This is a genomic window from Ectobacillus ponti (genome assembly GCF_024294785.1).
Classification (GTDB): domain Bacteria; phylum Bacillota; class Bacilli; order Bacillales; family Bacillaceae_G; genus Ectobacillus; species Ectobacillus ponti.
Map to the genome: position 1 here is coordinate 1 of NZ_JANCLT010000018.1, position 22,057 is coordinate 22,057.

Annotated in this window: 20 protein-coding genes and 1 riboswitch; of the genes, 19 read left to right on the forward strand and 1 reads right to left on the reverse strand. The window is 53.1% G+C overall.

The annotated features are described in order from the left end of the window. Positions 1-113: 113 nt before the first annotated feature. From NK662_RS21080 to NK662_RS21130, 11 genes are all read left to right on the forward strand, one after another. The gene (locus tag NK662_RS21080; protein ID WP_254760946.1) at positions 114-392 is read left to right on the forward strand and encodes a hypothetical protein; all 279 of its coding nucleotides are present in this window, start codon (positions 114-116) and stop codon (positions 390-392) included. Positions 393-1,224: 832 nt separating this feature from the next. After that, positions 1,225-2,046 (forward strand): ABC transporter permease, encoded by an 822-nt coding sequence (locus NK662_RS21085; RefSeq protein WP_254760947.1) that lies wholly within the window; start codon positions 1,225-1,227, stop codon positions 2,044-2,046. A gap of 3 nt (positions 2,047-2,049) precedes the next feature. Further along, complete coding sequence (locus NK662_RS21090) at positions 2,050-3,108, forward strand: ABC transporter ATP-binding protein (protein ID WP_438503650.1); 1,059 nt, start codon at positions 2,050-2,052, stop codon at positions 3,106-3,108. Positions 3,109-3,110: 2 nt separating this feature from the next. Then, a complete protein-coding gene (locus NK662_RS21095) occupies positions 3,111-4,271 on the forward strand; it encodes an extracellular solute-binding protein (RefSeq protein WP_254760948.1) in 1,161 nt (386 codons plus the stop codon). After that, positions 4,268-5,101 carry an ABC transporter permease gene (locus tag NK662_RS21100; RefSeq protein WP_254760949.1) on the forward strand — a complete coding sequence of 278 codons (834 nt, stop codon included), beginning with the start codon at positions 4,268-4,270 and terminating at the stop codon, positions 5,099-5,101. Before NK662_RS21095 ends, NK662_RS21100 begins: the two co-directional genes overlap by 4 nt. A 40-nt stretch (positions 5,102-5,141) precedes the next feature. Further along, positions 5,142-6,701: a CehA/McbA family metallohydrolase gene (locus NK662_RS21105; protein WP_254760950.1), complete on the forward strand. Its 1,560-nt coding sequence runs from the start codon at positions 5,142-5,144 to the stop codon at positions 6,699-6,701. A 30-nt stretch (positions 6,702-6,731) separates the two neighbouring features. Further along, entirely contained in the window at positions 6,732-7,760 is a 1,029-nt protein-coding gene (locus NK662_RS21110; RefSeq protein WP_254760951.1) for a LacI family DNA-binding transcriptional regulator, read from the forward strand. After that, complete coding sequence (locus NK662_RS21115) at positions 7,757-8,494, forward strand: glycerophosphodiester phosphodiesterase (protein WP_254760952.1); 738 nt, start codon at positions 7,757-7,759, stop codon at positions 8,492-8,494. The genes NK662_RS21110 and NK662_RS21115 overlap by 4 nt, the downstream gene beginning before the upstream one ends. 167 nt (positions 8,495-8,661) lie before the next feature. Beyond that, the gene (locus NK662_RS21120; RefSeq protein ID WP_254760953.1) at positions 8,662-9,219 is read left to right on the forward strand and encodes a restriction endonuclease; all 558 of its coding nucleotides are present in this window, start codon (positions 8,662-8,664) and stop codon (positions 9,217-9,219) included. 14 nt (positions 9,220-9,233) lie between these two features. Further along, positions 9,234-9,671, forward strand: a complete 438-nt coding sequence (locus tag NK662_RS21125) for a GNAT family N-acetyltransferase (RefSeq protein ID WP_254760954.1) — start codon at positions 9,234-9,236, stop codon at positions 9,669-9,671. Next, positions 9,668-10,039 (forward strand): cyclic-phosphate processing receiver domain-containing protein, encoded by a 372-nt coding sequence (locus NK662_RS21130; RefSeq protein ID WP_254760956.1) that lies wholly within the window; start codon positions 9,668-9,670, stop codon positions 10,037-10,039. Before NK662_RS21125 ends, NK662_RS21130 begins: the two co-directional genes overlap by 4 nt. Before the next feature lie 184 nt (positions 10,040-10,223). Here NK662_RS21130 and NK662_RS21135 read toward each other — a convergent pair whose 3' ends face one another. After that, the gene (locus NK662_RS21135; RefSeq protein WP_254760957.1) at positions 10,224-10,895 is read right to left on the reverse strand and encodes a hypothetical protein; all 672 of its coding nucleotides are present in this window, start codon (positions 10,893-10,895) and stop codon (positions 10,224-10,226) included. A 220-nt stretch (positions 10,896-11,115) separates the two neighbouring features. Between NK662_RS21135 and NK662_RS21140 the strand changes: the two genes are divergently transcribed. From NK662_RS21140 to NK662_RS21175, 8 genes are all read left to right on the forward strand, one after another. After that, a complete protein-coding gene (locus tag NK662_RS21140) occupies positions 11,116-11,751 on the forward strand; it encodes a glycosyltransferase (protein WP_254760959.1) in 636 nt (211 codons plus the stop codon). Positions 11,752-12,288: 537 nt separating this feature from the next. Then, a riboswitch (purine riboswitch) is annotated at positions 12,289-12,387 on the forward strand. Between the two features lie 69 nt (positions 12,388-12,456). Beyond that, positions 12,457-13,461, forward strand: coding sequence for an adenosine deaminase (gene add, locus NK662_RS21145; RefSeq protein WP_254760960.1), 1,005 nt, complete (start codon positions 12,457-12,459; stop codon positions 13,459-13,461). A gap of 160 nt (positions 13,462-13,621) precedes the next feature. Next, positions 13,622-14,887 carry an acetylornithine deacetylase gene (locus NK662_RS21150; protein WP_254760961.1) on the forward strand — a complete coding sequence of 422 codons (1,266 nt, stop codon included), beginning with the start codon at positions 13,622-13,624 and terminating at the stop codon, positions 14,885-14,887. Positions 14,888-14,951: 64 nt separating this feature from the next. After that, a complete protein-coding gene (locus NK662_RS23820) occupies positions 14,952-15,710 on the forward strand; it encodes a DUF4261 domain-containing protein (protein ID WP_254760962.1) in 759 nt (252 codons plus the stop codon). Positions 15,711-16,204: 494 nt separating this feature from the next. Next, complete coding sequence (locus NK662_RS21160; RefSeq protein WP_254760963.1) at positions 16,205-16,654, forward strand: hypothetical protein; 450 nt, start codon at positions 16,205-16,207, stop codon at positions 16,652-16,654. 133 nt (positions 16,655-16,787) lie between these two features. Further along, positions 16,788-18,101: an APC family permease gene (locus tag NK662_RS21165; RefSeq protein WP_254761007.1), complete on the forward strand. Its 1,314-nt coding sequence runs from the start codon at positions 16,788-16,790 to the stop codon at positions 18,099-18,101. Positions 18,102-18,233: 132 nt separating this feature from the next. After that, positions 18,234-19,400, forward strand: coding sequence for a TcaA NTF2-like domain-containing protein (locus NK662_RS21170; protein ID WP_254760964.1), 1,167 nt, complete (start codon positions 18,234-18,236; stop codon positions 19,398-19,400). 57 nt (positions 19,401-19,457) lie between these two features. Then, complete coding sequence (locus NK662_RS21175; protein ID WP_254760965.1) at positions 19,458-22,016, forward strand: Ig-like domain-containing protein; 2,559 nt, start codon at positions 19,458-19,460, stop codon at positions 22,014-22,016. Positions 22,017-22,057: the final 41 nt, after the last annotated feature.

A 22,057-nucleotide genomic window follows, 5' to 3' on the forward strand; every position in this document is an offset into this window, starting at 1 on the left:
GACGACACGCTCCTCAGGTTAGTAAGTATAGTGTACTAGCCCTGATACGAGTTGTCTAACTAAGTGTAGACCATCCAGTATCATGGCTCGGATTTCAAGCGGAGGGGAAGAATGTGAATTACTACACGCTTCCCACGGAGTTGCAGGCCAAGTTCACAGACAGCTTTTTGAAGGAAATGGATATTGTACAGCCAAAGGTCATCATCCCGGTTAGTAAAGAGGTGGAACAGACCCTGCAGCAAATGCGTAAGTGTGGAAAGCTAAAGGTGCCAATTGCTGCCCGCCTCAAGCATCCTTATCATTGCTCCATCCGCACCAATTATGATGATGGTAAAAGGGATTATCTGGATGCTATCGGCAAGCACGCAGGCCCTATTATGCAAGATACATAAAACGGTATAACTCAGCAAACAGTGTATCCCTGTTATTTGAAGAGACTGAATATATGTTTTCGGTCTTTTTGTATTTGCTTGGATAAGGGGTGTGACAAATAATAAGGTCCAAGTTTGAGTCATTCAGCCCCCTTTAGAGAGATCAGGAACAATGTCATTGGTCTTTGCAAAGCGATGTGAATACATCCGTTTGGAATAGTAATCAATAAATCCCTAGCTTGCCATAGTAGGCTACTCAATTGTATAAACTATAATCTGGGATTCAGAATCTATATTAGTGCTTCCCCTAGAAGAACCTGCTATAGTTACCTGTGAAGTAGTAGGCAGCTTAACAGCTACTACCGCTCGTAAGTCACCTAATTTATAGGCTGCCATTTCTGCAAAATTATACTTACGAAGTGTAGCAAAAGGATCACTTTCATATGTATCGCTTGCTACGCTTGCAGCAATAGATCCCACATTACATCCGAGATTCAAGCATCTCATATATACACAATATAGTTTGTAGCATCCGGCCATACATTCGGGTGCTTTTTTGTGTTTCAAGTTGCAACCAGCCTTGCTGTTAGTTTAGGTCCTGCTTTCTCTGCAGTAACGGGGGAACCATTCCTGGGATCCACTTGACAGAAATTCACAATTCTTTACGAAGGATTAACAGCTTGCTTCCCCAGCATTAACAAACGCTCTGTATACTTGGTTTTGTAAGAGAGAGGAAGCATCTGTGGGAACGATCCCACAAACAATGCTGAAGGAGTGTCAAGAGGACGAAGAACGGGAAGGGAGGCTTGCATCAGCTTGATTCGGCTTGCAGCAAAGAAAGAGGGTAACGGTAGTGTGGTATTTTAAATCATTGAAAAAAGGAAGAATCCTAGAGTTCGTGTTTCTCGTCATCTTTTGCGTGTTTTTCTTCGGGCCGCTGTTGAATTTGCTGCTGCTCGCGTTCGCAAAGGGCTGGCAGTTTCCGGCAAAGCTGCCGACATCCTGGTCGCTGCAATGGTGGGAATATGTGCTGCAGGATCCGCAGGTGCTCCGCTCAATCGGTCTGTCCTTTTGGATTGCCGTGGTGGTGACCGTGGTATCCATTGTCATTTGTATTCCGGCGGCGTATGCGTTCGCCAGATTTCAGTTTCCGCTGAGACGGTTTTTTCTCTTTTCCTTTCTGCTGACAAATGCGTTTCCGAAAATGGGCTTGTACGTGGCCATCGGTGTAATTTTTTACCGGCTCGGCCTGATGAACACCTTTACGGGGGTCGTGCTCATTCATGTGATGAACACGCTTATGTACATGACCTGGATTCCGTCAGCCGCTTTTCAAAATGTGCATCAGTCGCAGGAGGAATCTGCGAGAGATGCAGGCGCATCGCCGCTTCGGGTGTTTTGGCACATCACGCTGCCCATGGCGGCGCCGGGCATTGCGGTCGCATCGGTGTTCACCTTCCTCTCATCTCTTGATGAGGCGCAAGGCACGCTGCTTGTCGGCATTCCAAACTTTAAGACCATGCCGGTGATCATGTACTCCATCATTGCCGATTATCCGAGCATGGCAGGGGCGGTATTCTCCATCCTGCTGACGCTGCCGACGATTGTGCTGCTGCTGGCGGCAAGACGCTTTGTCGGGGCAGATGCGCTCGTGAACGGATTCCAAATGAAATAATCTATGAAATACGGTGACATTATGACAATTCAGCTTTCTATTGAAAACATGACGAAGCTGTATCCGACAGGAGAGGGCATCCGGGATATCAGTCTTCAGGTGAAGCAAGGCGAAATGGTGACGCTGCTCGGCCCGTCCGGCTGCGGCAAAACAACGGTATTGCGTTCGGTAGGCGGCTTTATCGAACCGGGAAGCGGCGATATCCGCATTACGGATGACAGCGTGCTGCGCCTGCCGCCGGAGAAGCGTCCGACTGCGATGGTGTTTCAAAGCTATAATCTATGGCCGCATATGACAGTGTATGACAATTTGGCATTCAGCTTGAAGCTGCGCAAAAAGAGCAAAGCGGAAATCAAGCAAAAGGTGCAATGGGCGCTTGGTCTTGTGCAGCTGACCGGTGCGGAGAAAAAGTATCCGTCCGAGCTGTCCGGCGGCCAGCAGCAGCGGATTGCGCTGGCGCGGGCGCTGCTGCTTGAGCCGAAGGTGCTGCTGCTCGACGAGCCGTTTTCCGCGCTTGATGCCAAGCTGCGCCATCAGCTCCGCGAAGAGCTGCGGGACATTCAGGCGCGCCAAAACTTAACGATGCTGTTTGTTACGCACGATCAGGAGGAGGCGTTATCCATCTCCGACCGCATCGTCGTCATGAACAAAGGGCGCATCGAGCAAATTGCCACGCCGGAGGAGATTTACAACAATCCAGCCTCCTTGTTCGTCGCGCAATTTATCGGCCGAATGAACTTTCTGCCTGGAGAAATCCGCCATCATAAGCTGCATATCGGAGATTTGCAGCAGGATTATAACGGGGCGGAGTCGGGCGGGGTTACGGTGTGCGTCCGCCCGGAGGATGTTGTTCTTGCCGGCGAAGGCGAGCCGTTTTTGGAAGCCAGGATTGAAAAGGTCATGATGCTCGGCCATTATGCTGAGGTGACGGTGCAAACAGCGATTGGGCCGATCAAGATGTTTATTGACAGGGCCCGCATGCCGCAATATGCAACAGGAGAAAGCATCCGCATTACATGCTTACATACACACGTATTTCCGAACAAAACAGAGGAGGAATGAAGATGTTCAAGCAAATGAAGAAGGTGCTGAAGAAGACAGCGGTAGTGGGGGCAGCGGCAGCAGTGCTCGTATCAGCGGCAGGCTGCGGAAAGCAGGAGACGGCAGCGACGGCTGCGCCGAAGGATCCGGTAACAATTAAGCTGTATTCCGGTGGCTCGCTCAACGTGCAGAAGTTCTGGGAAACGGTTTTGCCGGAATTTGAGAAGACGCATCCGGAAATTAAGGTGGACCTCGTCTTCCTTCCTGCCGGCCAGGGCGGACAGAGCACGATAGACAAGCTGATTGCCGCGAAAAAGGCGGGAGCGGACTCCGAGGTGGACGTCTATGAGGGCGGCGCCGAGGATATTGTGCGCGGCGAGAAGGAAGGCGGCTTGTTCGAAAAGCTCGATACAAAAGCGATTCCGAACTTAAGCAAAGTGGCGGCTGAAAATCTGAAGAGCTCCGGCGGCTATGCGGTGCCATACCGCGCCTCCTCTGTTGTCTTGGCCTACAACTCTGACAAGGTAAAGGATGTGCCGAATACAGCGGATGAATTGTACCAATGGATTCATCAGCATCCAGGCCGCTTCGCGTACAACGACCCGAACACAGGCGGTGCCGGCGCATCCTTCGTGCTGAGCACTGTATATAACACGCTTCCGGCCGATGCGATGAACAGCCAAGATCCAAGCATCATGCAGCAGTGGGACAAGGGCTTTGCCATGCTCAAGAGTTTAGCGCCTGATTTATACAACAAGGGTGTGTACCCGCGCAAAAACCAAGGAACGCTGGATTTGCTGGCAAACGGCGAAGTCGATATGATTCCGGCATGGTCTGACATGTCATTGGAGGCATTGAACAAAGGCACGCTCCCATCCTCAGTGAAGCTGAAGCAAATCAAGCCGGCCTTTACGGGCGGACCAGCCTACCTGCTGCTGCCAAAGAACGGCAACGACAAGCGCCTGAAGGCTGCTGAAACGCTGTTAAACTACACACTGGAAGTGAAGACGCAGGAGACGGTTGCAAACAAAATGTTCGGCTATCCGGGCATTGACTGGAAATACTTGTCCAAGGATATGCAAAAGCAGTTTGAAAGTGTAAGCGGCGGCTACCGCTTCTTCAACGGCGGCCAGCTGGGCGGAGAGGTCAACAAGCGCTGGCAGAAGGAGATTGCCGGCCAATGAGCAGGACGGTAAAGCAAAGCTTGCTGGGAGGAGCGATGGTGCTGCCATCGTTCCTTACTCTTGTTGTATTGGTGATGTATCCGGTCATTGTCTCCATTGGCGAAAGCTTTAAGGACCAAAAGGGCGGGATAAGTCTTTCGAATTACACCTACTTGTTTTCTGATCCGGCCATGCTCCGCAACATGCAGCACACGCTGTTTGTTACGCTCGTATCCAGCATTCTCGTGCTATGCATCAGCTATGCGATGGCGGTTTATATGCGCTTTGGAAGCGGATGGGCTGTGAAAATAGTCCGCAGGCTCTATATTTTGCCGATGTTTGTGCCCGGCATCATTGCCGTATACGGCGTGATTAATATGTACCGGGACAATGGCTGGATGGCCAGAATCATCGGAAAAGGCGTGCTGCCTCCTATCATATATGACGTAAAGGGCGTGATTTTACTCAGTATATGGTTTCACATCCCCTTTACCGCGATGCTGCTGCATTCCGCGCTCACCGCGATTCCGGCTTCTGTCATCGAAAGTGCGAAGGACATCGGCGCCGGCAAGCTGCGGGTATTTTTTCATTTCATTATGCCGCTCACGATGAAAACGATGCTCGTGGCGTTCACTTTCTTATTCATGGGCATTATCGGCAGCTTTACCGTTCCGTTTCTGGTCGATAAGAACGCTCCGCAAATGTACGGCGTTGCCATGGAGCAGCATTTCTCCTCCTATCATGAGCTCGGCAAAGCGAGCAGTATGGCGGTTGTGCTGTTTCTCATCTGCGCGGCGGTCGGCTATGTATATATTCAAAGCATGATGAAGGAAGACAAACGGGGCTTATAGCGCATCAGCGTTTGCAGAGAGAAAAAAGGAGCGGGGAATCATGAAGTCAACCACAGAAACACGCGCTATTACGCTATTGGAAGCAAGCTCTGCTGTTTCAGCAGCAAGTGTGCAGTCGCACGTGGCGCATTCCTTTTACGTGCCGGCGGGCGTGTCCCGCCTGCAGCTGTCCTTTTCCTATGAGCCGGAATGGCTGGAGGACCGCGCAAAGGGGCTGGAGATGGCGCAGGCAGCCGTCTCCTTTTATCAGGGGGAGGAGCATACAGAGGAGGTGGCTCTGTCACTGCTGCCGCTGCGAAACTTAGCCACGCTCTCCCTCGCGGATCCGAACGGATTTCGCGGCGCCTGCCACCGCGGCGGCCCGCAGCAGCTTACCATCAGCGAAGCATTTGCCTCGCCGGGCCTGCTGAAGGGGGAGCTTCCGGCAGGCATGTGGACGCTCACCGTCAGCATGCACGCGATTGTCACAGACGAATTGGCCTATCGGGTGGCGGTGACGGCTCACGGGGAAAGCGTGCAGCGGAGGGATGGATACGTTTGGAGAAACAAGCCGCTTGAGCGGCCGTTTCCTGTCTATCCACGCACCGCAGCAGACCTGCGCCAGAACAGCCGCGAGAGAACCTGGATGGCCTGCGAGCTGCATGCCCATACGCTTCACAGCGACGGCAGGCAAACGCTTTTGGAAATGGCGCAGCATGCCAAGGAGCTCAATCTTGCCTGCGTGGCTGTCACCGACCATAATACGACAAGCCCGCTGCAGGAAAAGGAGGCGGTGGAGCGGGAGACCGGCATCCGCATTCTGAACGGCCTGGAGTGGACGACCTTCTTCGGGCATATGCTGACGCTCGGCTACCGCACGGCCGAATATACGGACTGGCGGGCGGCGGGGCCGGAGGATATTCATGCCGGCATTCAAGAGGTGCACCGGCTCGGCGCGCTCGCCGGCATTGCCCATCCGTTTCGGATTGGCAATCCGGTTTGCACGGGCTGCTACTGGGAGTTTGCGATTGAGGACATCGCCGAGTTTGACTACATCGAGGTTTGGAATTCGGTCTTTCCTTCGGGCAAACGGAGCAATCAGCAGGCCTTTCAGCTTTGGACGGAGCTGTTGAATCAGGGCTACCTCATTCCTGCGGTAAGCGGCCGGGACTGGCATGGCAACGAAGAAAGCAACCCGCTGATTGCGGTCACACACGTCCATGTGCCTGCAGGAACAGAGGATTTCCGGGAGGATCTGCTGCAGGCTATCCGCGAGGGCAGGATGACGGTTTCCCTCGGTCCGGTGCTCGACCTGCTCATGCACACTGCCTCCCATACGCATACGATTGGCGACTGTGTGAACAACCCGGACGGACACGCATTGTTTGAAATTCAAATGACGATGCCAGAGCATCTGCATGCGGCCATTGCACTGGATTCCCTGCAAATTCAGCTTGTCAGCAACCTCGGCACGCTGGTGGCCGGCGAACGGGGCTCTGCCTCCCTGCATGTCGTTCATGCTACAGATTCCCTTGCATGGGTGCGGGCGGAGCTGTACGGCACGGTGGACGGCCTGCATGTGCTGGCAGCATTTACAAATCCGATTTATCTTGTACAATAGCAACCAAAGAGTATGACAGGAGGATTCTTTGTGAGCTATACCATCCATGATATTGCTGCCCTGGCCGGTGTGTCTAAGTCAACGGTATCCCGCGTCATTTCCGGCAAGGGCTATACGAGCGAAGCGGCACGGGACAGGGTGCTGCAGGCGGTCGCAGCGCTGCAATATAAGCCAAATGCCATCGCAAGGGCGATGGCGTCGCAGCGGACGCACAACATCGGTGTCATCCTGTACCGGGAGCAGCAGCCGATCGCCTCTCACCCTGTTTACGGAAAAATGCTGGATGCGATTTTAGCGGAAGCATCTCAGCTGCAATATTCGGTGTTTGTCACGACCGAACGGGAGATGTCCGCCAAGTCAGCGGACTTTATGATGGAGCAGCGCGTCGACGGGCTGATTCTGATCAGCCGGCTGAGCCAGGAGGTAATCGGCCATATCGGGTCCTTCGGGGTGCCGTATATTATGGTGAACGGCACGACGGACAAGGGTGATGTTGTCCAGCTTGTCAATGAAGACCGCACGGGCGGGGCGCTCGTGGCGGAGCACTTATATGAACAGGGGCACCGCAACGTCAGCATCATTGCGGGCCCGCAGGCGCACCGCAGCCACAACCTGCGCTTTACAGGCTTTTGCGAGCGGATGCGGGAGCTGGGCGGCCGGATTGTCCCCCAGCTCATCCACCAATCTGCGACATCGGCCTTCATGCAGGGCTATGAGGGTGTCTTCTCCCTGTGGGAGCCGATTTGCGCCCTGAAGCCGACCGCCTTATTTGCGACAAACGATGCGCTTGCCCTTGGCGCGATGCAGGCGTTTTGGAAACAGCAATGGACGGTGCCGGAGGATATTGCGGTTGCCGGCTTCGATGACACAGAACACGCGCTTATGGCAGTCCCGCCGCTTACCACAGTCCGCGTCGATACCGATCGAATGGGAAGGGATGCGGTGCGGCTGCTCCATAAGCTGATTCAGAAGGAAAGCATGGAAAGGCAGACCGTCTATCAGCCCCGGCTGATTGTGCGGGAATCAACAGCTTTATACAAAGGGGAGTGTTCGGAATGAGAAGACCGTTAATCACAGCGCACACCGGCTGCATGCAGACGCCGCTGAATTCTGTTGCCTCTGTCATGGCGGGGCTTGAGGCAGGCGCAGATATGATTGAAGTGGATGTCCGCTCAACGAAGGACGGCGCAGTTGTACTGCTGCATGATGAAGCCGTTCTGACCGCGCATGGAGCGGTTCGCGCACAGGACGTGACGCTCGGGGAGCTGCAAGCCCTTGGGCCGAAGGAGCAGATTACGCTGCTTCAGGACGTGCTTCCGTTCGTGAGGGAAGCCAATCGCGTGATGAATTTGGACGTAAAGGAAGACGCGGCCATCGCGCCAATGCTTCGCATCGTAGAGGAATTTGGCATGCGGGAGCAGGTGTTGCTGACCGGGTGCGAAGAGCAGCGGGTTGCCTGCGTCACGGCGCACTACCGCCCGTATCAGGTGCTGCTGAATGCAAGCATTCCGCTGGCGCTTCAGCATCAGGCTGAGTATGCCCGCTTTATTCAGGAAACGTGCCGCCAGGCGGCGGAGCTGTCCTGCTGCGGCATTAACATCCATTACAAATGCTGTACGGAGGAGCTGCTGCATGCGGCCGCCTTGCGCTCCCTGCCGGTGTTTGTATGGACGGTAGACAAGGCGGAGGACATGGAAACCTACTTACATATGGGTGTGCACAGCATTACCAGCAATCAAGTCGCCACGCTTGTGCATATGCGCGAACAGCTTGCAGCTGCGCCGCTCCGATAAAGGAAGAGGGACTCTGTCCGAATGCAAGGAACTGCTGCGAATCAACGATGAAATGAGACAGAGTGCGCCTCTGTCTTTTTTTCATTTCAAGGTGAAGAAAAGGAAGCTTCATTGTAAAATAGATAGCATACATAACGAAGAACGAGCAGAGAAGGTAGGAAAACAACATGGCAAAACAACGAAACAAGCAAAAGAAGGGCGGTATCCTCGGACCATTCCTGGTACTCTTGCTCATTGCCTACGTCACAAGCAAGGAGCTGTTCACGTGGCTGGTCGGCCTCAGTGCGGCAGGATTGGCACTGTACTTGTACCTGCGGATGAGACAGAGAGGTCAGTTGCGCCGCTCCGGCATCCACGATATTGATATGATGAACGGGCATGAGTTCGAGGCGTATCTGGGCGTAATGTTCACCGCCTTGGGATATCAAACACAGGTGACAAAGGGCTCGGGAGACTTCGGGGCCGATTTGGTGCTCCATGATGGAGAGGAAAAGATTGTGGTGCAGGCCAAGCGCTACAAGGGCGCCGTCGGGGTGTCGGCTGTGCAGGAGGTTGTGGCGGCGCGGAGCTATTATGAGGCAGACGGCATGTGGGTGATTACGAACAGCAAGTTCACCAAAGCCGCTCAGGAGCTGGCGCAGGCAAACGGCGTCGTGCTCATGGATCGGCAAAAGCTGATTCGGTTGGGGTTGCAGGCAAACCGGGGGAAGAGAAGGGCCGTATAGGGAGGAATTTGGGCATGGCGGAAGTCAGAGTGGCAACGCTGCAGGACCTGGAGGACATTGCGGGCATGGATGCGCTGGTGATGGGAGACCGAAGCAGGGAAGAGAAGCTGCGGAAGGCAATACAGGAAAACAGGTGCCTGCTTGCACAGAGGGAAGGCCGGGCTGCCGGCTTTTTGGTGTATCATCAGCATTTTTTTGAGCAGGCATTTATGGACCTCGTGATTGTGCATCCAGCCATGCGGAGGCAGGGGGTGGCCAGGGCACTGATGGAGTACATGGAGCGTTGCTGTCTGACAGAGAAGCTTTTCTCGTCAACGAACCAATCCAACGAGGAGATGCAGCAGGTGTTTCGTTCGCTTCAGTATGTCGAGAGCGGCTATGTGGATCATCTGGATGAGGGGGATCCGGAACTCGTCTTCTTTAAAACAGCAGGAAGAAGGGAATATGCATGACTGTAGAGAAACAGCAAATCAATTTGTACGTAGATGATCTAAGAGACTGTCCGGAAGGGTTTACGATTGCCAGAACGGTAGAGGAAGCCATTCATTATTTAGAAAACTATCGTGTTCATATTTTATCGCTGGACCATGATTTGGGGGAAGACGAGGCGCACAATCTGCTGCCGACAGGCTATGACCTGGTGAAGTACATCTGTGAGAGGGGGCTGCGGGCCGATCAAATATATTTGCATACCGATAATGGTGTCGGGCGCGAAAATATGTTTGAGACGCTGAAGGGCGCGCAGCGGCGCGGGTTTATTGAGGATGACATTGAAATCTATCATTATTCCATTACGCCAAACAGGTACAGCGGGAATTAGTATGTTGGGGAAGAGCTGCATTTGTGTCATAATCGGATGTCTGCTTTGTTATGGTTGTTTCTCCGAAAGATGATCAAGAAAGTGAAGAACAATGTTACAGGAAGGGGAGAAATGAAGAAAAACTTCTCCCCTTAGAATCCCCGGGCACCACAGAAGGGGGGGTCTGAGGATGGCGGTCGGAAGCTTATTCCGGCTCCTGTGTGCTTCTTGTGAGGCATTCCCCTTGCATCATCTCCTTATACGCCGCAGCCGCCTCCCGCAGCTCCTCTGTAAGAACCGCTTCAGCAAATGCTTCATGCTTCCATGACAAATAGCAGGCGACAGAGCTGTGCAGCTCTTTCCCCGTATGAGCTGGAAGCTGATTGGCCAGAATCTGCTGACATTTGGCAGTATGGCGCCCCAGCGACCTGACCATCCCCAGCAAGCCAAGACGTTCGAAGTACTCCTGAATGGCGGAGGGGAAGTGCGGATCGCCGAAGGTGCAGGTGAGGCGGAACATGCCCTTTTTATGCATGGTGTAGAAGATGTCCTTCACCTGCGGCACCCAAATTTTGTCCTGCGGCGCGGTTTTGCCGTGGATGTATGTATCGTAAATCCAGAGCTGCCACAGCTGCGGCGGTGTTTGGATGACAAAGCTGTGGCTTGTGCTGACGCTGAATAGGCCCGGAAAACTTTGGTCATACAGCTTGTGCTTGCTGAGGAGTGTCTCAAACAATGCCTTTTCCTTTTCCGTCATGTCTAGTTTGATATCTTCTAATGTAAGGGTATTTAGATATGAGAGGCGCTGCTGCAGACGATCCTTCTGAAGGGCAATCTGTTCCTCATATGCATACGCCTGGATGCTTTGCTCTAACATATTGGGTCTCCTGTTTCGTTCATGTCTCTCGCCTGGAGAGTCCATAGATTTCGTTTTTTGCTATAGAATTCGAAAATATCCGTATATGCAGTTCTTTATAAAGAATATAAAAGAAGTGGCGCAGAATGTAAATAAGAACTTTATGAATTGTAAGGATGCAATCTTCTCATTCACACATCCTAAGAGGGACAATGATTCCATGTTGAAAGGAGCAGGGTGTGTGAAGAAGCTATTATTGGCGGGGGTGCTGCTGTTGGGTCCGCTGAACATGCCGGCTGGGCCAGTGAGTGCCGCTGCGGAGACTCGTCTGAGCCAATCGGAAGTGAGGTTCGAGAATGAATTCAGGAAGCTGTGGCTGGATCATGTATTGTGGACAAGTAATTACATTACAAGTGCAACGACAGCAGGGGCAGAGGACCAACAGCAGGTGCTGGCCAGACTGCTGAGAAATCAAGAGGATCTTGGCAATGCGGTGAAGCCGGTATACGGGGAAAAGGGTGGAAATCAGCTTACGGCGCTGCTGAAGGAGCATATCGTGATTGCCGGAAAACTTGTCGATGCGGCGAAGGCAGGGCAAACAGCTTCGGTGAATCAGTTGAACAAGGAATGGCATCAAAATGCCTCTGATTTGGCGGCGTTCCTGAGCGGCGCCAACCCGTATTTGAAAGATGAGGACTTGAAAAAGCTGTTGTTTATGCATCTGGAATTGGTGGCAAACGACTTATCGGCAAGCCTGAAGAAAGACTGGGAGGCAAGAATCACTGCGATTGATGAGGGAGTCACCCATATCATTCTGATGGCTGACACGATCTCAGCGGGTGTTGTGAAGCAATTTCCGGAGAAGTTTCAGGGATAGTTTGGAAAACTCCCTGCCTGAACGGCCAACCCGGTACACATCCGGGTTGGTCATTTTTATGTTTCCGAAGCGGAATCACCAAAATATATGATATAGCACAATTACAACCAGGGAATTACAGGAACCTGCAGGAGTTCTGATACAGTGAAGCCTAGAATTGCATAGGCGGGACAACGATGTCGGCTGCTTATAAGGTGGCAAGTACGACACTTGCGTACAAGGGTTTCCTGCTGGCTGTCCAGAAGTAAGGCTTAAAGATTAAGAGCGTGAAGGAGAATGTGACCATTCCGCTAAAAGGAGTCACGGCCAAGTTTTTCAGTCCCATGAAGGACTGTAGCACTGATGGATGAGTTGTTTGAGGGTTCATAGATGAGAGGACCCAGTGCTGCCTGCGTCCTTTGTTGCGCAATAGACCTGGATATATATATACGGTGACAGCCTGCTGCGTAAGGTGAGAAAGCCGTCTTAATCAAGGAATTTCACTGTGAGACACGACATTGACAATCTGACCCTTTTTTATTATTCTTTAAAAAAGTGTTTATCAATTCCATACCATTTCGTATAACTCCAATAATATGGTTTGGAGGTCTCTACCAGGAACCGAAATTCCTGATTACGAAGAAAATGCAAATCTTGTACTTTCTTCGTAATCAGGAATTTTTTTATTTTGCATTTGAATATATAAAACTATATTTGGAGGTCAAAATGAACTTTATCAAGCTGCCAAAAATTGAGCTTCACTGTCACTTGGATGGAAGCGTCAGAGCTGAAACCATCATGGATATAGCCCGGAAGGAAGGAATTCCGTTACCCTTTCTGGATAAGGAAGGCTTGCAGAAGGAGCTGGTCGCTCCTTTGGAATGTGATTCCCTTGTGGAATATTTAAAAAGATTTGCTCTTCCCAATTTGGTCATGCAGTCCAAGGAGAGCTTAAGGCGAATTACTTTCGAGCTGTTTGAGGATGCAGCAAGGGAAAATGTGAAATATTTGGAGGTTAGATTTGGACCGCTGCTTCACATATTAAAAGGATTAGATGTTGAAGAGGTGATTGAAAGTGTGATAGAGGGGATGCGGGAAGCAGAAAGCCGATATGAGATAAAGGGGAATATCATCCTGTCCTGCTTAAGGTCCATGTCAGTGGAAAGTGCGTTCGAGGTCGTGAAAAAGGGGAAGAAATTCCTTGGAAAAGGTGTGGTAGCCATAGACCTGTGTGCAGCAGAAGAAGAGGGCTTTTGTGAAAGATTCGTAGAACCAATCGCATTAGCCAAAGAATATGGGTACAGGGTCACAATTCACGCAGGTGAAACGGGTATAGGCAAAAACGTGTTGGATGCCATTGAATTGTTGGGTGCTGAAAGAATAGGCCACGGAGTATTTATTACAGAATGTGCCGAGGCTTACCGGAAAGTGAAAGAGAAACAGGTAGTGCTTGAGATGTGCCCGACAAGCAATGTCCAAACAAAAGCCGTTCAGCAGTATGCTGAGCATCCGATCTATCAGTTTCATCAGGATGGCATCAAAGTCACAATCAGTACGGATAACAGAACAGTATCTGATACTACCATGTCAAAAGAATTCCACTTGGTTACAAATGAATTTCATCTAAGTGAAGAGGACTGCCGGCAAATATATGAAAACAGTGTAGAAGCATCCTTTGCTGACCAAGGAACCAAAGAATGGTGCTTGGCACAATATGAAAGGAGAACATAGCTGTCAGTTTACCCTGTAGAAGAGCTGCGCGTAACCCACTATCCTGAATATAAATTGTAAAAGCAGCGTTCTTGTTTGTGTGAAAATAGGAGTTTCCACTTCGCTGTCCCCTGTGCCACAATAGAAGCATATGTTTCTATTTTGAAAGGGGATTGTGAACATGCGCGAACAGCTGATCCGACAGGTGGAAAAACGGCAGGACGAACTAATTGAACTGGCAAAGCAGCTCATCGCCTACGAAACGCCGGCACCGCCGGCAAGAAACACGAGTGACATCCAAGCTTTTATCGCAGACTTCCTCCAGCAATGCGAGTTTTCCATCGACAAGTGGGATGTGTATCCGGGTGATCCGAATGTGGTGGGAGTCCGCAAAGGGACGCAGTCGGACGAGTACAAGAGCCTCATCATCAATGGGCATGTGGATGTGGCGGCGGTGGAGCCGGACGAGCCATGGGTGACCGGGCCGTTTGAGCCGACGGTGCAGGATGGCTGGCTGACGGGACGTGGCGCTGCCGACATGAAGGGCGGCATGGCCGGCGCGCTGTTTGCGATTAAGCTGCTGCAGGAGGCCGGTGTGCAGCTGCCGGGAGATTTGCTGTTTCAGTCTGTTATCGGCGAAGAGGTGGGGGAAGCAGGCACGCTGCAATGCTGCAAGCGCGGATATACGGCTGATTTTGCGGTTGTGGTGGACACGAGCGATTTACATATTCAAGGGCAGGGCGGCGTCATCACCGGCTGGATTACAGTGAAAAGCCCGCAGACGTTCCACGATGCCACACGCCGCCGGATGATTCACGCGGGCGGACAGCTGTTTGGTGCGAGTGCCATTGAGAAGATGGCCAAAATTGTGCAGGGCTTGCAGGAGCTTGAGCGGCACTGGGCAGTGATGAAGACATACGAGGGCTATCCGGCCGGCATGACCACGATCAATCCGGCTGTGATTGAGGGCGGACGCCATGCAGCGTTCATTGCAGATGAATGCCGTCTCTGGATCACGGTTCATTTTTATCCGAACGAAACGCATCAGCAGGTCGCTGCTGAGGTTGAGGAGTATGTGATGCGGCTTGCTGCAGCTGATCCGTGGCTGCGCGAGCACCCGCCACAGTTTCAGTGGGGCGGGGAATCCATGATTATCGACCGCGGCGAAATTTTCCCATCGCTTGAGGTGGACCGTGAGCATCCGGCGGTGCAGCAGCTTGCTTCCCTTCATGAGAATACGCTGGGGCGTTCAGCTGTCATCGATATGTCGCCGACGGTCACAGATGGCGGCTGGTTCAGTGATTTCAACATTCCGGCAGCCATTTATGGACCGGGTACGCTGGAGGAAGCGCATGCGGTAAATGAGAAGGTGCGTGTGGAGCAGCTTGTGGAGTTTACGAAGGTGATGCTTTCCTTCATCTATGAATGGTGCCATACGAAGCGGTAACAACTGCGGTTTCCCTTAAAATCTATTATAATAGTAGAAAAGGGCATGTGAAGGTAGTGATAGAGTGGAAGCAAAGGTGACAATTGGAATTCCCGGCAGGTGGCAGAGCTGGCCTGACCTCATGCAGGAGGTGGCTGAAAAAAGCGATGGCTATGTGCTGGCCGGGCATACGCTGTACGATACAAAGCGGGAGCTGGGATTTGGCCTGGATGTGTATGAGCATGACCCACATTTAATGGAGGCTTTTACATATGCAAGCCGAACCACGCTGCCTCAAGGTTTATTAGAGGAGCTGCGCCAGCATGCGTGCACGGTGTATGTGACGGCAGAGGTCGGCAGCTTTGAGGGTCTGCAGCGGCTTGTCGAGGCGGGGGCAGCCCTGCTGCGCGCCGGCGGCATGGCCGTCTTGGTGGAGACAGCAGCTCTGGCCCACACAAAGGACGCGTGGGAGGAGCTGCTGCAGGAGGACGAGCTCCTGCCATTTTATGCGGCCTTTGTGGCGCTGTCCGGTGATGAAGACGGCTACTCCTCCTGCGGCATGAAGGCATTCGGCCTGCCGGACGCCCGCGTTCCGGCCACGCTTGCACCGGAGGAAGCGGTGGTGGTGCTGAATGGCTTTAACATGTACCGCATTGCGGACCAGCCGATTATCGAGGATGGACAAACAGTAAGCTTTGATGACGACTCCTCGTACAGCACACATTGGACCGAGGATGACCGATATGAGACTGACCATGCTTTTTATAATCCGTTTGGCATGCTGTGGGTGGAGCCGGTGCAGCACGGCATTTGGGGGCGGATGAAGGGGATGTTGAAGAATTGAATGTATCTCATCCGGGGGACGACCAAAGGATTGCCTGCAGGCGGTCTTCTGGATCGTCCTCCTTTTTATGTTTGCCTGAACTGCTTTGCATCTTATCCATTTGTAGGAAAGGTCAAATGAATTGTAGGAAAGGTCAAATGAATTGTGGGAAAGGCTAAGTGAATTGTAGGAAAGGCCAAACGAATTGTAGGAAAGTCATGCTACAAGATAAGAAATGCATGAATTCGCACACTGCTTGCTCCAGACCGGAAGCACAGAGTCTTCTTCGATCTATTTGTAGCGTGTTGACAGGAGGAATGTCAGGGTCTTTTATGAAGTCTCCGTGAAGAACCTTGAATAGGATACTTCATTTTACACATCATCCTATTTTTGGTAAACACGCTGCCCATAACTGTACTAAAGCATGGAGGGAGCAAGACAGGATAAAAATGCGCTGCAAAGCTGGCACTGAGAGGGTAGAGACGGTGCTCCCAACGCTTAAAGGAGGAATACAAATGACACAGCATATTTACATCTCCTCGCCATCCCCGCTGTCGACAGGCTCCTTCGGCTTGAACCCGGTGTCGCCGGAGCAGCCTAATGTGTATGCAACCGAGCTGGACTTTGCCCATATCCATTTCGAGGACAACTGGAATGAAAAGCAGCAGCGGCGAACTCCCTTCAGCAGCCACCTCACCTATGAATACCAGGTGGCGCTCTGGTACGGCATTCCGGTGAAGCGCGGGGTGCGCCGGACGCCGGAGGAGGAGAAGTGCCTGCGGCTGTTGTATCAGTATGTGGAGGAAGCGCTGCAGCAAAGCGGGGTTGTGGAGTATTTTGCGAGCTGGCACGGGGAAGAAGAGGATTTGCTGCTGAAATGGAAGACAGTGCGTTGGGAGGAGATTCAGACACCATATGATCTGGTGCTGGAGGACCGGGAGCTGTGGACGATTGTCAGGGAGTGAGGTCCTTTTGACATAAGGGCTTTTTTCTTTGTGTTTTGCACAAAAATATTCATGGTTATGATAAAATATCCATTGTGTTCCACCCACTGTCTTGGGTAGCTTGCATGTGTTATTCATTTTGGAAGGAGATGTGATGGATTTGGCTGAAGCATTTACACGGCGTTTGAAGCTTTGGCACGTGGTGGCCATCGGGCTCGGCTATATGGCGCCGATGGCAGTGTTTGATACGTTTGGCATTGTAACGGAGATTACCTCGGGGCATGTTCCCGCCGCCTATACCTTAACGCTGGCAGCGATTCTTTGTACGGCTCTGAGCTATGGCCACATGGTGAAGGCCTTTCCGGGCGCGGGTTCTGCTTATACCTACGCGCAGCAGGCGCTGCACCCGAATGCCGGCTTTCTGATCGGCTGGGCAGCGATATTGGACTACTTATTTTTGCCGATGATAAATGCCCTGCTGACGGATATTTATCTCAGCTCCATGTTTCCCGGGGTGCCGGGCTGGGTGTTCATTGTCGGATTTGCCGCACTTCTCACCTTGTTTAATATATTCAGTGTGAAAATGACGGTTTCCTTTGGGGCGATTCTCGTACTCTTTCAGGTTACGACAGCCATTGTGTTTATCCTCCTGAGTGCAACGCAGTCGTTCGGCCAATGGAGCCTGCAGCCGTTCACCGGGAAAAGCGCCAGCATGAGCGGCCTGCTGGCGGGGGCGTCCATTCTGTGCTTCTCGTTTCTCGGGTTTGATGCGATCAGCACGCTGTCGGAGGAGACGGTGCAGCCGAAAAAAACAATTCCGCGGGGGATTGTGCTGACAGCGCTCATCGGCGGCTTTCTGTTCATCACCGTTTCGTTCTTCGCGCAGCTGCTGTTTCCAGAGGCATCGCTGTTTACAGATGTGGAAGGGGCTTCGGCGGAAATTGCCTATAAAATTGGCGGCACACTCTTTCAGTCTATCTTTGTGGCAGCCGCTTTGACGTCCACGATTGCTTCCGGCCTTGCTTCGCACATGAGCGCCTCGCGCCTCCTGTTTGCGATCAGCCGGGACGGGTTTCTGCCGCGCCGGGTGTTCGGCTATCTCCATCCGCGCACGAAAACGCCGGTGTGGAACGTGCTGTTGATCGGCGTGATTTCGCTGGCGGCCGTGTTCCTCAGTCTTGAGAGCGCCACAGCGCTGATTAATTTTGGCGCGCTGGTTGCCTTCAGCGCGGTGAATCTGTCTGTGATTGCGCATTACTATATCAGACGAGGGCGGCGTTCTCTTTCGGATACGTTCCGGTATTTGCTGCTGCCGCTGACCGGCTTCATTTTTGTCGTGTTTCTGTGGACAAGCCTGGAAAAGGCTTCTCTCTGGTTTGGTCTGAGCTGGACTGCCATCGGCATTGTCTATTTGCTGTATGTGCGGAAGACGAAGGAGATTACGGTTCCGTCGTTTCAATTTGAATAATATTGCAGCACCCGGGCAGTCTGGCCCGGGTGTTTTTTCATTCGGATTATGCGGGAATTGGAATAAGGAAATGTGTATATCGTTTTATGCGCAATCATACGTTAAGGTAGGCCACTATCAGGGGGGATGCGGATGGATTTTTGCAGACAATGCGGGCAGCCGAAGCGGCGGGAGAGCGATAAGGTGTGCACAGGCTGCGGCAGCGTGTTTCCGCCGCCGGTTGCCGAGCCGGTTGTGGAGGAGAGGAAGCCGCAGGCGCGTTCCTTCATGAAATGGATTGCGGTGGTAGCGGTGCTTGGCGCCGCTGTCGGGTTCGGCTATGGGTACGTGAAGCATACATACAGCATGGAGCGCTTTGTGAATGAAGCCGGGAAGGCGGTCCGCAGTGCGGATGCCGGCTGGCTGGGGGACCATGTGAAGAAGGAAGGAAATGTGCTGCTGTCGGGGGAGGAAACGGCGGCATTTGTGAAGGATCTGTCTCAAGCAAGCTCTGTCCGCAAGCAGATTGCCGCTTCGCTTGAGGAGCAGCGGGAGGCGCTTGCTAAAGGCACGGCGCGGGAGCCGTTCGTGCTGCAGCTGCAGGAAAGCAAGCAAAGGAAGTGGTGGGTGATTCCGCAGTATGAGCTCGTGCTGGTGCCCGTAGTGTTGGAATTTGACGTACCTGACGGGGCAAAGGTGTCTCTCGACGGCAAGAGCGTGAAGGTCAGCGGCAAGGGGACGGTGTCGATGAGGGACATTATGCCTGGGGTGCATGAGGTTGTCATGGAGAAGGACGGCCGGAAGGAGGAGGCGACGCTGGAGGCGTGGCGGGCCGAGGAGATTGATACAGCCGAACTGGCGGAAGCGGTGGCGGCCTTCGGGCAGGATGAGGTGGTGCTTATGGAAGCGCCTGCAGCAGAGGCAGCTCCAAGCGGGCCGACTCTGGCGCAGATGCAGGAGTTCATCACCCAGTATTTGCGTGCCGGGGTGCAGACCTATAATGCCCGCGATATGCAGTATGTGCTGCCGTACGTCGAGCCGGGCAGCCAGCTGCTGAAGGATACGGTGGCGTATTTGGCGATTTTGGAAAAGGGCGGCATCTATGAGGAGCTGCTGGGGGCGGAGGTGCAGGGTGTGGAACAGATTGCGCCGGGGGTGTACAACGTCACAGTGTTCTCCCGCTACAACATTTCGTATCAGCAGGGCGAGACTAGAAGATTCCAAAGCTATCACGTAATCTATCAGCTTGTAGAGGCGGAAGGACGCTTTGTCACCCGCCGGATTGTAAAGGAGGAGCTGGTGGAGAAGAAGCAGCTGTAGTGCCGTTCCCGTACGGGGCGGTTTCTTTTATGCGGCGAGAATGACAGGGGGAATGGGATGAGGAAGTGGATGCTTTGGCTGCTTCTGCTTATGGTGCTGGGTGTGGCCGGCTATGCGGGCTATTTTTTCGGAAAAGGGAAGGGGTCAGCCCCGGCTGTGTCCGAAGCGGATGTGCAGGGAAACTATCATGACTATCCGCCTGCTTTGAATTTGCCTAAGGATTATGTGTGGGAGCTGAGCTTTGATCAGCCGCTGGATGCAGGGACGGTGTCGGAAGCGACCGTGTTTGTTACAGATATTAAGCAAAAGCGGGTGAAGGTGCAGGCCGAGCTGGCTTCCGGGGGCAAGACACTGCGGGTGCTGCCGCCAAAGGAAGGCTATAGGGAAGGGGCATATTACGAGCTGTACATACAGGATCGCGTGCAATACAAGGAGGGGCGGCGGGAAGAGGGGGCAGCGAAGCTTCCCTTCCTCATCCGCCGGGAAGACTATGGAGTTGTGGAGTATAAGGAAGGTGTAATAGATGTATCACAGACAGCCGGTGTCACTGTGCAGGGCAACCGTTTCACGCTGCCAAAGGGCGCTGTGGGAAAGCCGCCGGCAAAAGGGCAGGTGCTCCTCATTCCGACCGGGGAACCAATTGAGAAGGTCCGCGCTGTAAAGGTGCAGGCGGTCACTGAGCAGGGAGAGCTGTATGGTGTCACATACGGGCAGCCGGAGCTCCATGAGGTGGTGTCCAAAATAGATGTATACAAGATTTTGAGTTTACAGGATGCAGTCGTGGTGCCGGGCAGCATGGCGCCGGGCCTGGAGCTGCAGCCGATGCAGACAGCGGTGAACACGCTGCCGCCGGCGGGAAAAGGGGGAACGGCGATGCCAAAGCTGTTGTCTGCCACAGCGACCTCCTTCACGGTGTCACAGCCTGAGGTGCGGAATAAGGGCGGTACAGGTCTGGATATCGGGGTGAATGGGGACGGAGCCTGGGTGCTGAAGTTCAACAGCTTCACGCTGCGGAAAAACAATCATGATTTTGTCATGGACGGCGAGGTTTCGCTGAATCCGGACTTTTTGTTTGATGCGGACTTTGAACTGGGCCAGCTGAAGCGGTTGACAGTCGGGCAGGATGTGACAACAGAGCAGAAGGTGCAGCTGTCTGTCGTCAAGCACAGTGCGGGGCCGGACTACAGCAACGTGCAGCTGAAGCAAAAGCTGTTTGCCCTGCAGTTTCCGATTTCCGGCATCCTTACCGGCACCCTGGAGTTTTATGCGTATGTGGAATGGGACTACAAAAAGAGCCAGCCCCTTGTCAGGGTGGCGGCCAAGCAAAAGGCCGGCTTCGGGGTGCATGTCAGTGAAGGAGAGGTAAAGCCGTTCTCGCATGTCAGCCACGAGGAGTCGGCGAAGCTTGGCGGCCAGTTCAGCTTTGAGGCACGGGATGGAATCGGCGGCGAAATCATAGCAAATGTGGCGAAGCTGCCGGTTGTCGGTGTGGAAGGAAATGGCGGCGTATATGTGCAGGCGAAGGCGGCTGCCGGGGTGGAGGGCAGCGGGGATGTCCGCCTCAGCGCTTGTTTGCAGGCGGAGGTCGGGACATTTTTTGAAAGCAAGGCCAATTTGAAGGTTGCAAAGTACTTCCGGAATGATGCGCGCGATAAAGGAGAGCTGAGCTATGAGATTTTGAAAAGGAAGTTTCCGGGTAAAAAGCTGGCGGATGCCTGCTCGGTTGTGAAGGGGCTGGAGGCAGCGCCGAAAACGCTGCGCATGCGGCCGGGGGAGGAGAAGAGCCTGTCTGTATCAGCGTTGGTGGCCGACAGCTATGAGTTGGAAACAAAGAAGGTGAAGCTGCTGGAAAAGGAGGAAACACAGAAGAGGGTGTCCTTTCAGGTCAGCGACAGCAGTGTGCTCACGGTGACGCCGGAGGGCAAGGTGCGGGTGAACCAGAATGCGAAGAAGAAGGAGGCTGTGATTACGGTCCTGTACCAGGAGGGGAAGAAGCAATACGAAACGAAGGTGCCGGTCGAGATTTCCCTGCCATTCAATCTGAAGGCTGAGGACTTGGCAGCCGCCAAGCGGTTCGGCGAATTGTACGGACAGCTTGTGCATACAATCTATCAATTTGCCGAGCAGCAGGAGCTTCCGCCTTTCGCAAGCATCGTGCCTGCCTTGGAGCGCATCGCCACGCAGGAGTATATCCAGTCGGACCTTAAGCGTTTTTATGAACATTCCAAGGGTGTGCTGGACACATTCCCGCTTCCAGGGTCTGATGTTACGCCGCTGCAGTGCGAGGTGCAAAGCAACAGTGTGCACTGCCGCCTGCTGGATTTGAATGTGGAATCCGGCAATTCCATTTATGATGCCTATATGGTGCAGGAGGCGGGCGTCTGGAAAATCAGTAAAACGATTGAGCATCCGTATAACGAAGAATTGACGGTGGAAATGGCGCAGGCTGTGGTGGCCGGCACGGGGCGGTACCGGGATATTTTCTATCTTGGCGACAAGCCGTCCGCGTACGGGGGCAAGGATTACTTATTTGAGGTGAGAGACGTACAGGAAAACCGCACGAAGCGGGTGCTGCTCGACAGCTCCGGTGCTACGGGAGTTGGGGAGGTCAAGTAGCTTTCACTCGTACGTGAATTTTTCAATCATGCAGGAAGGTA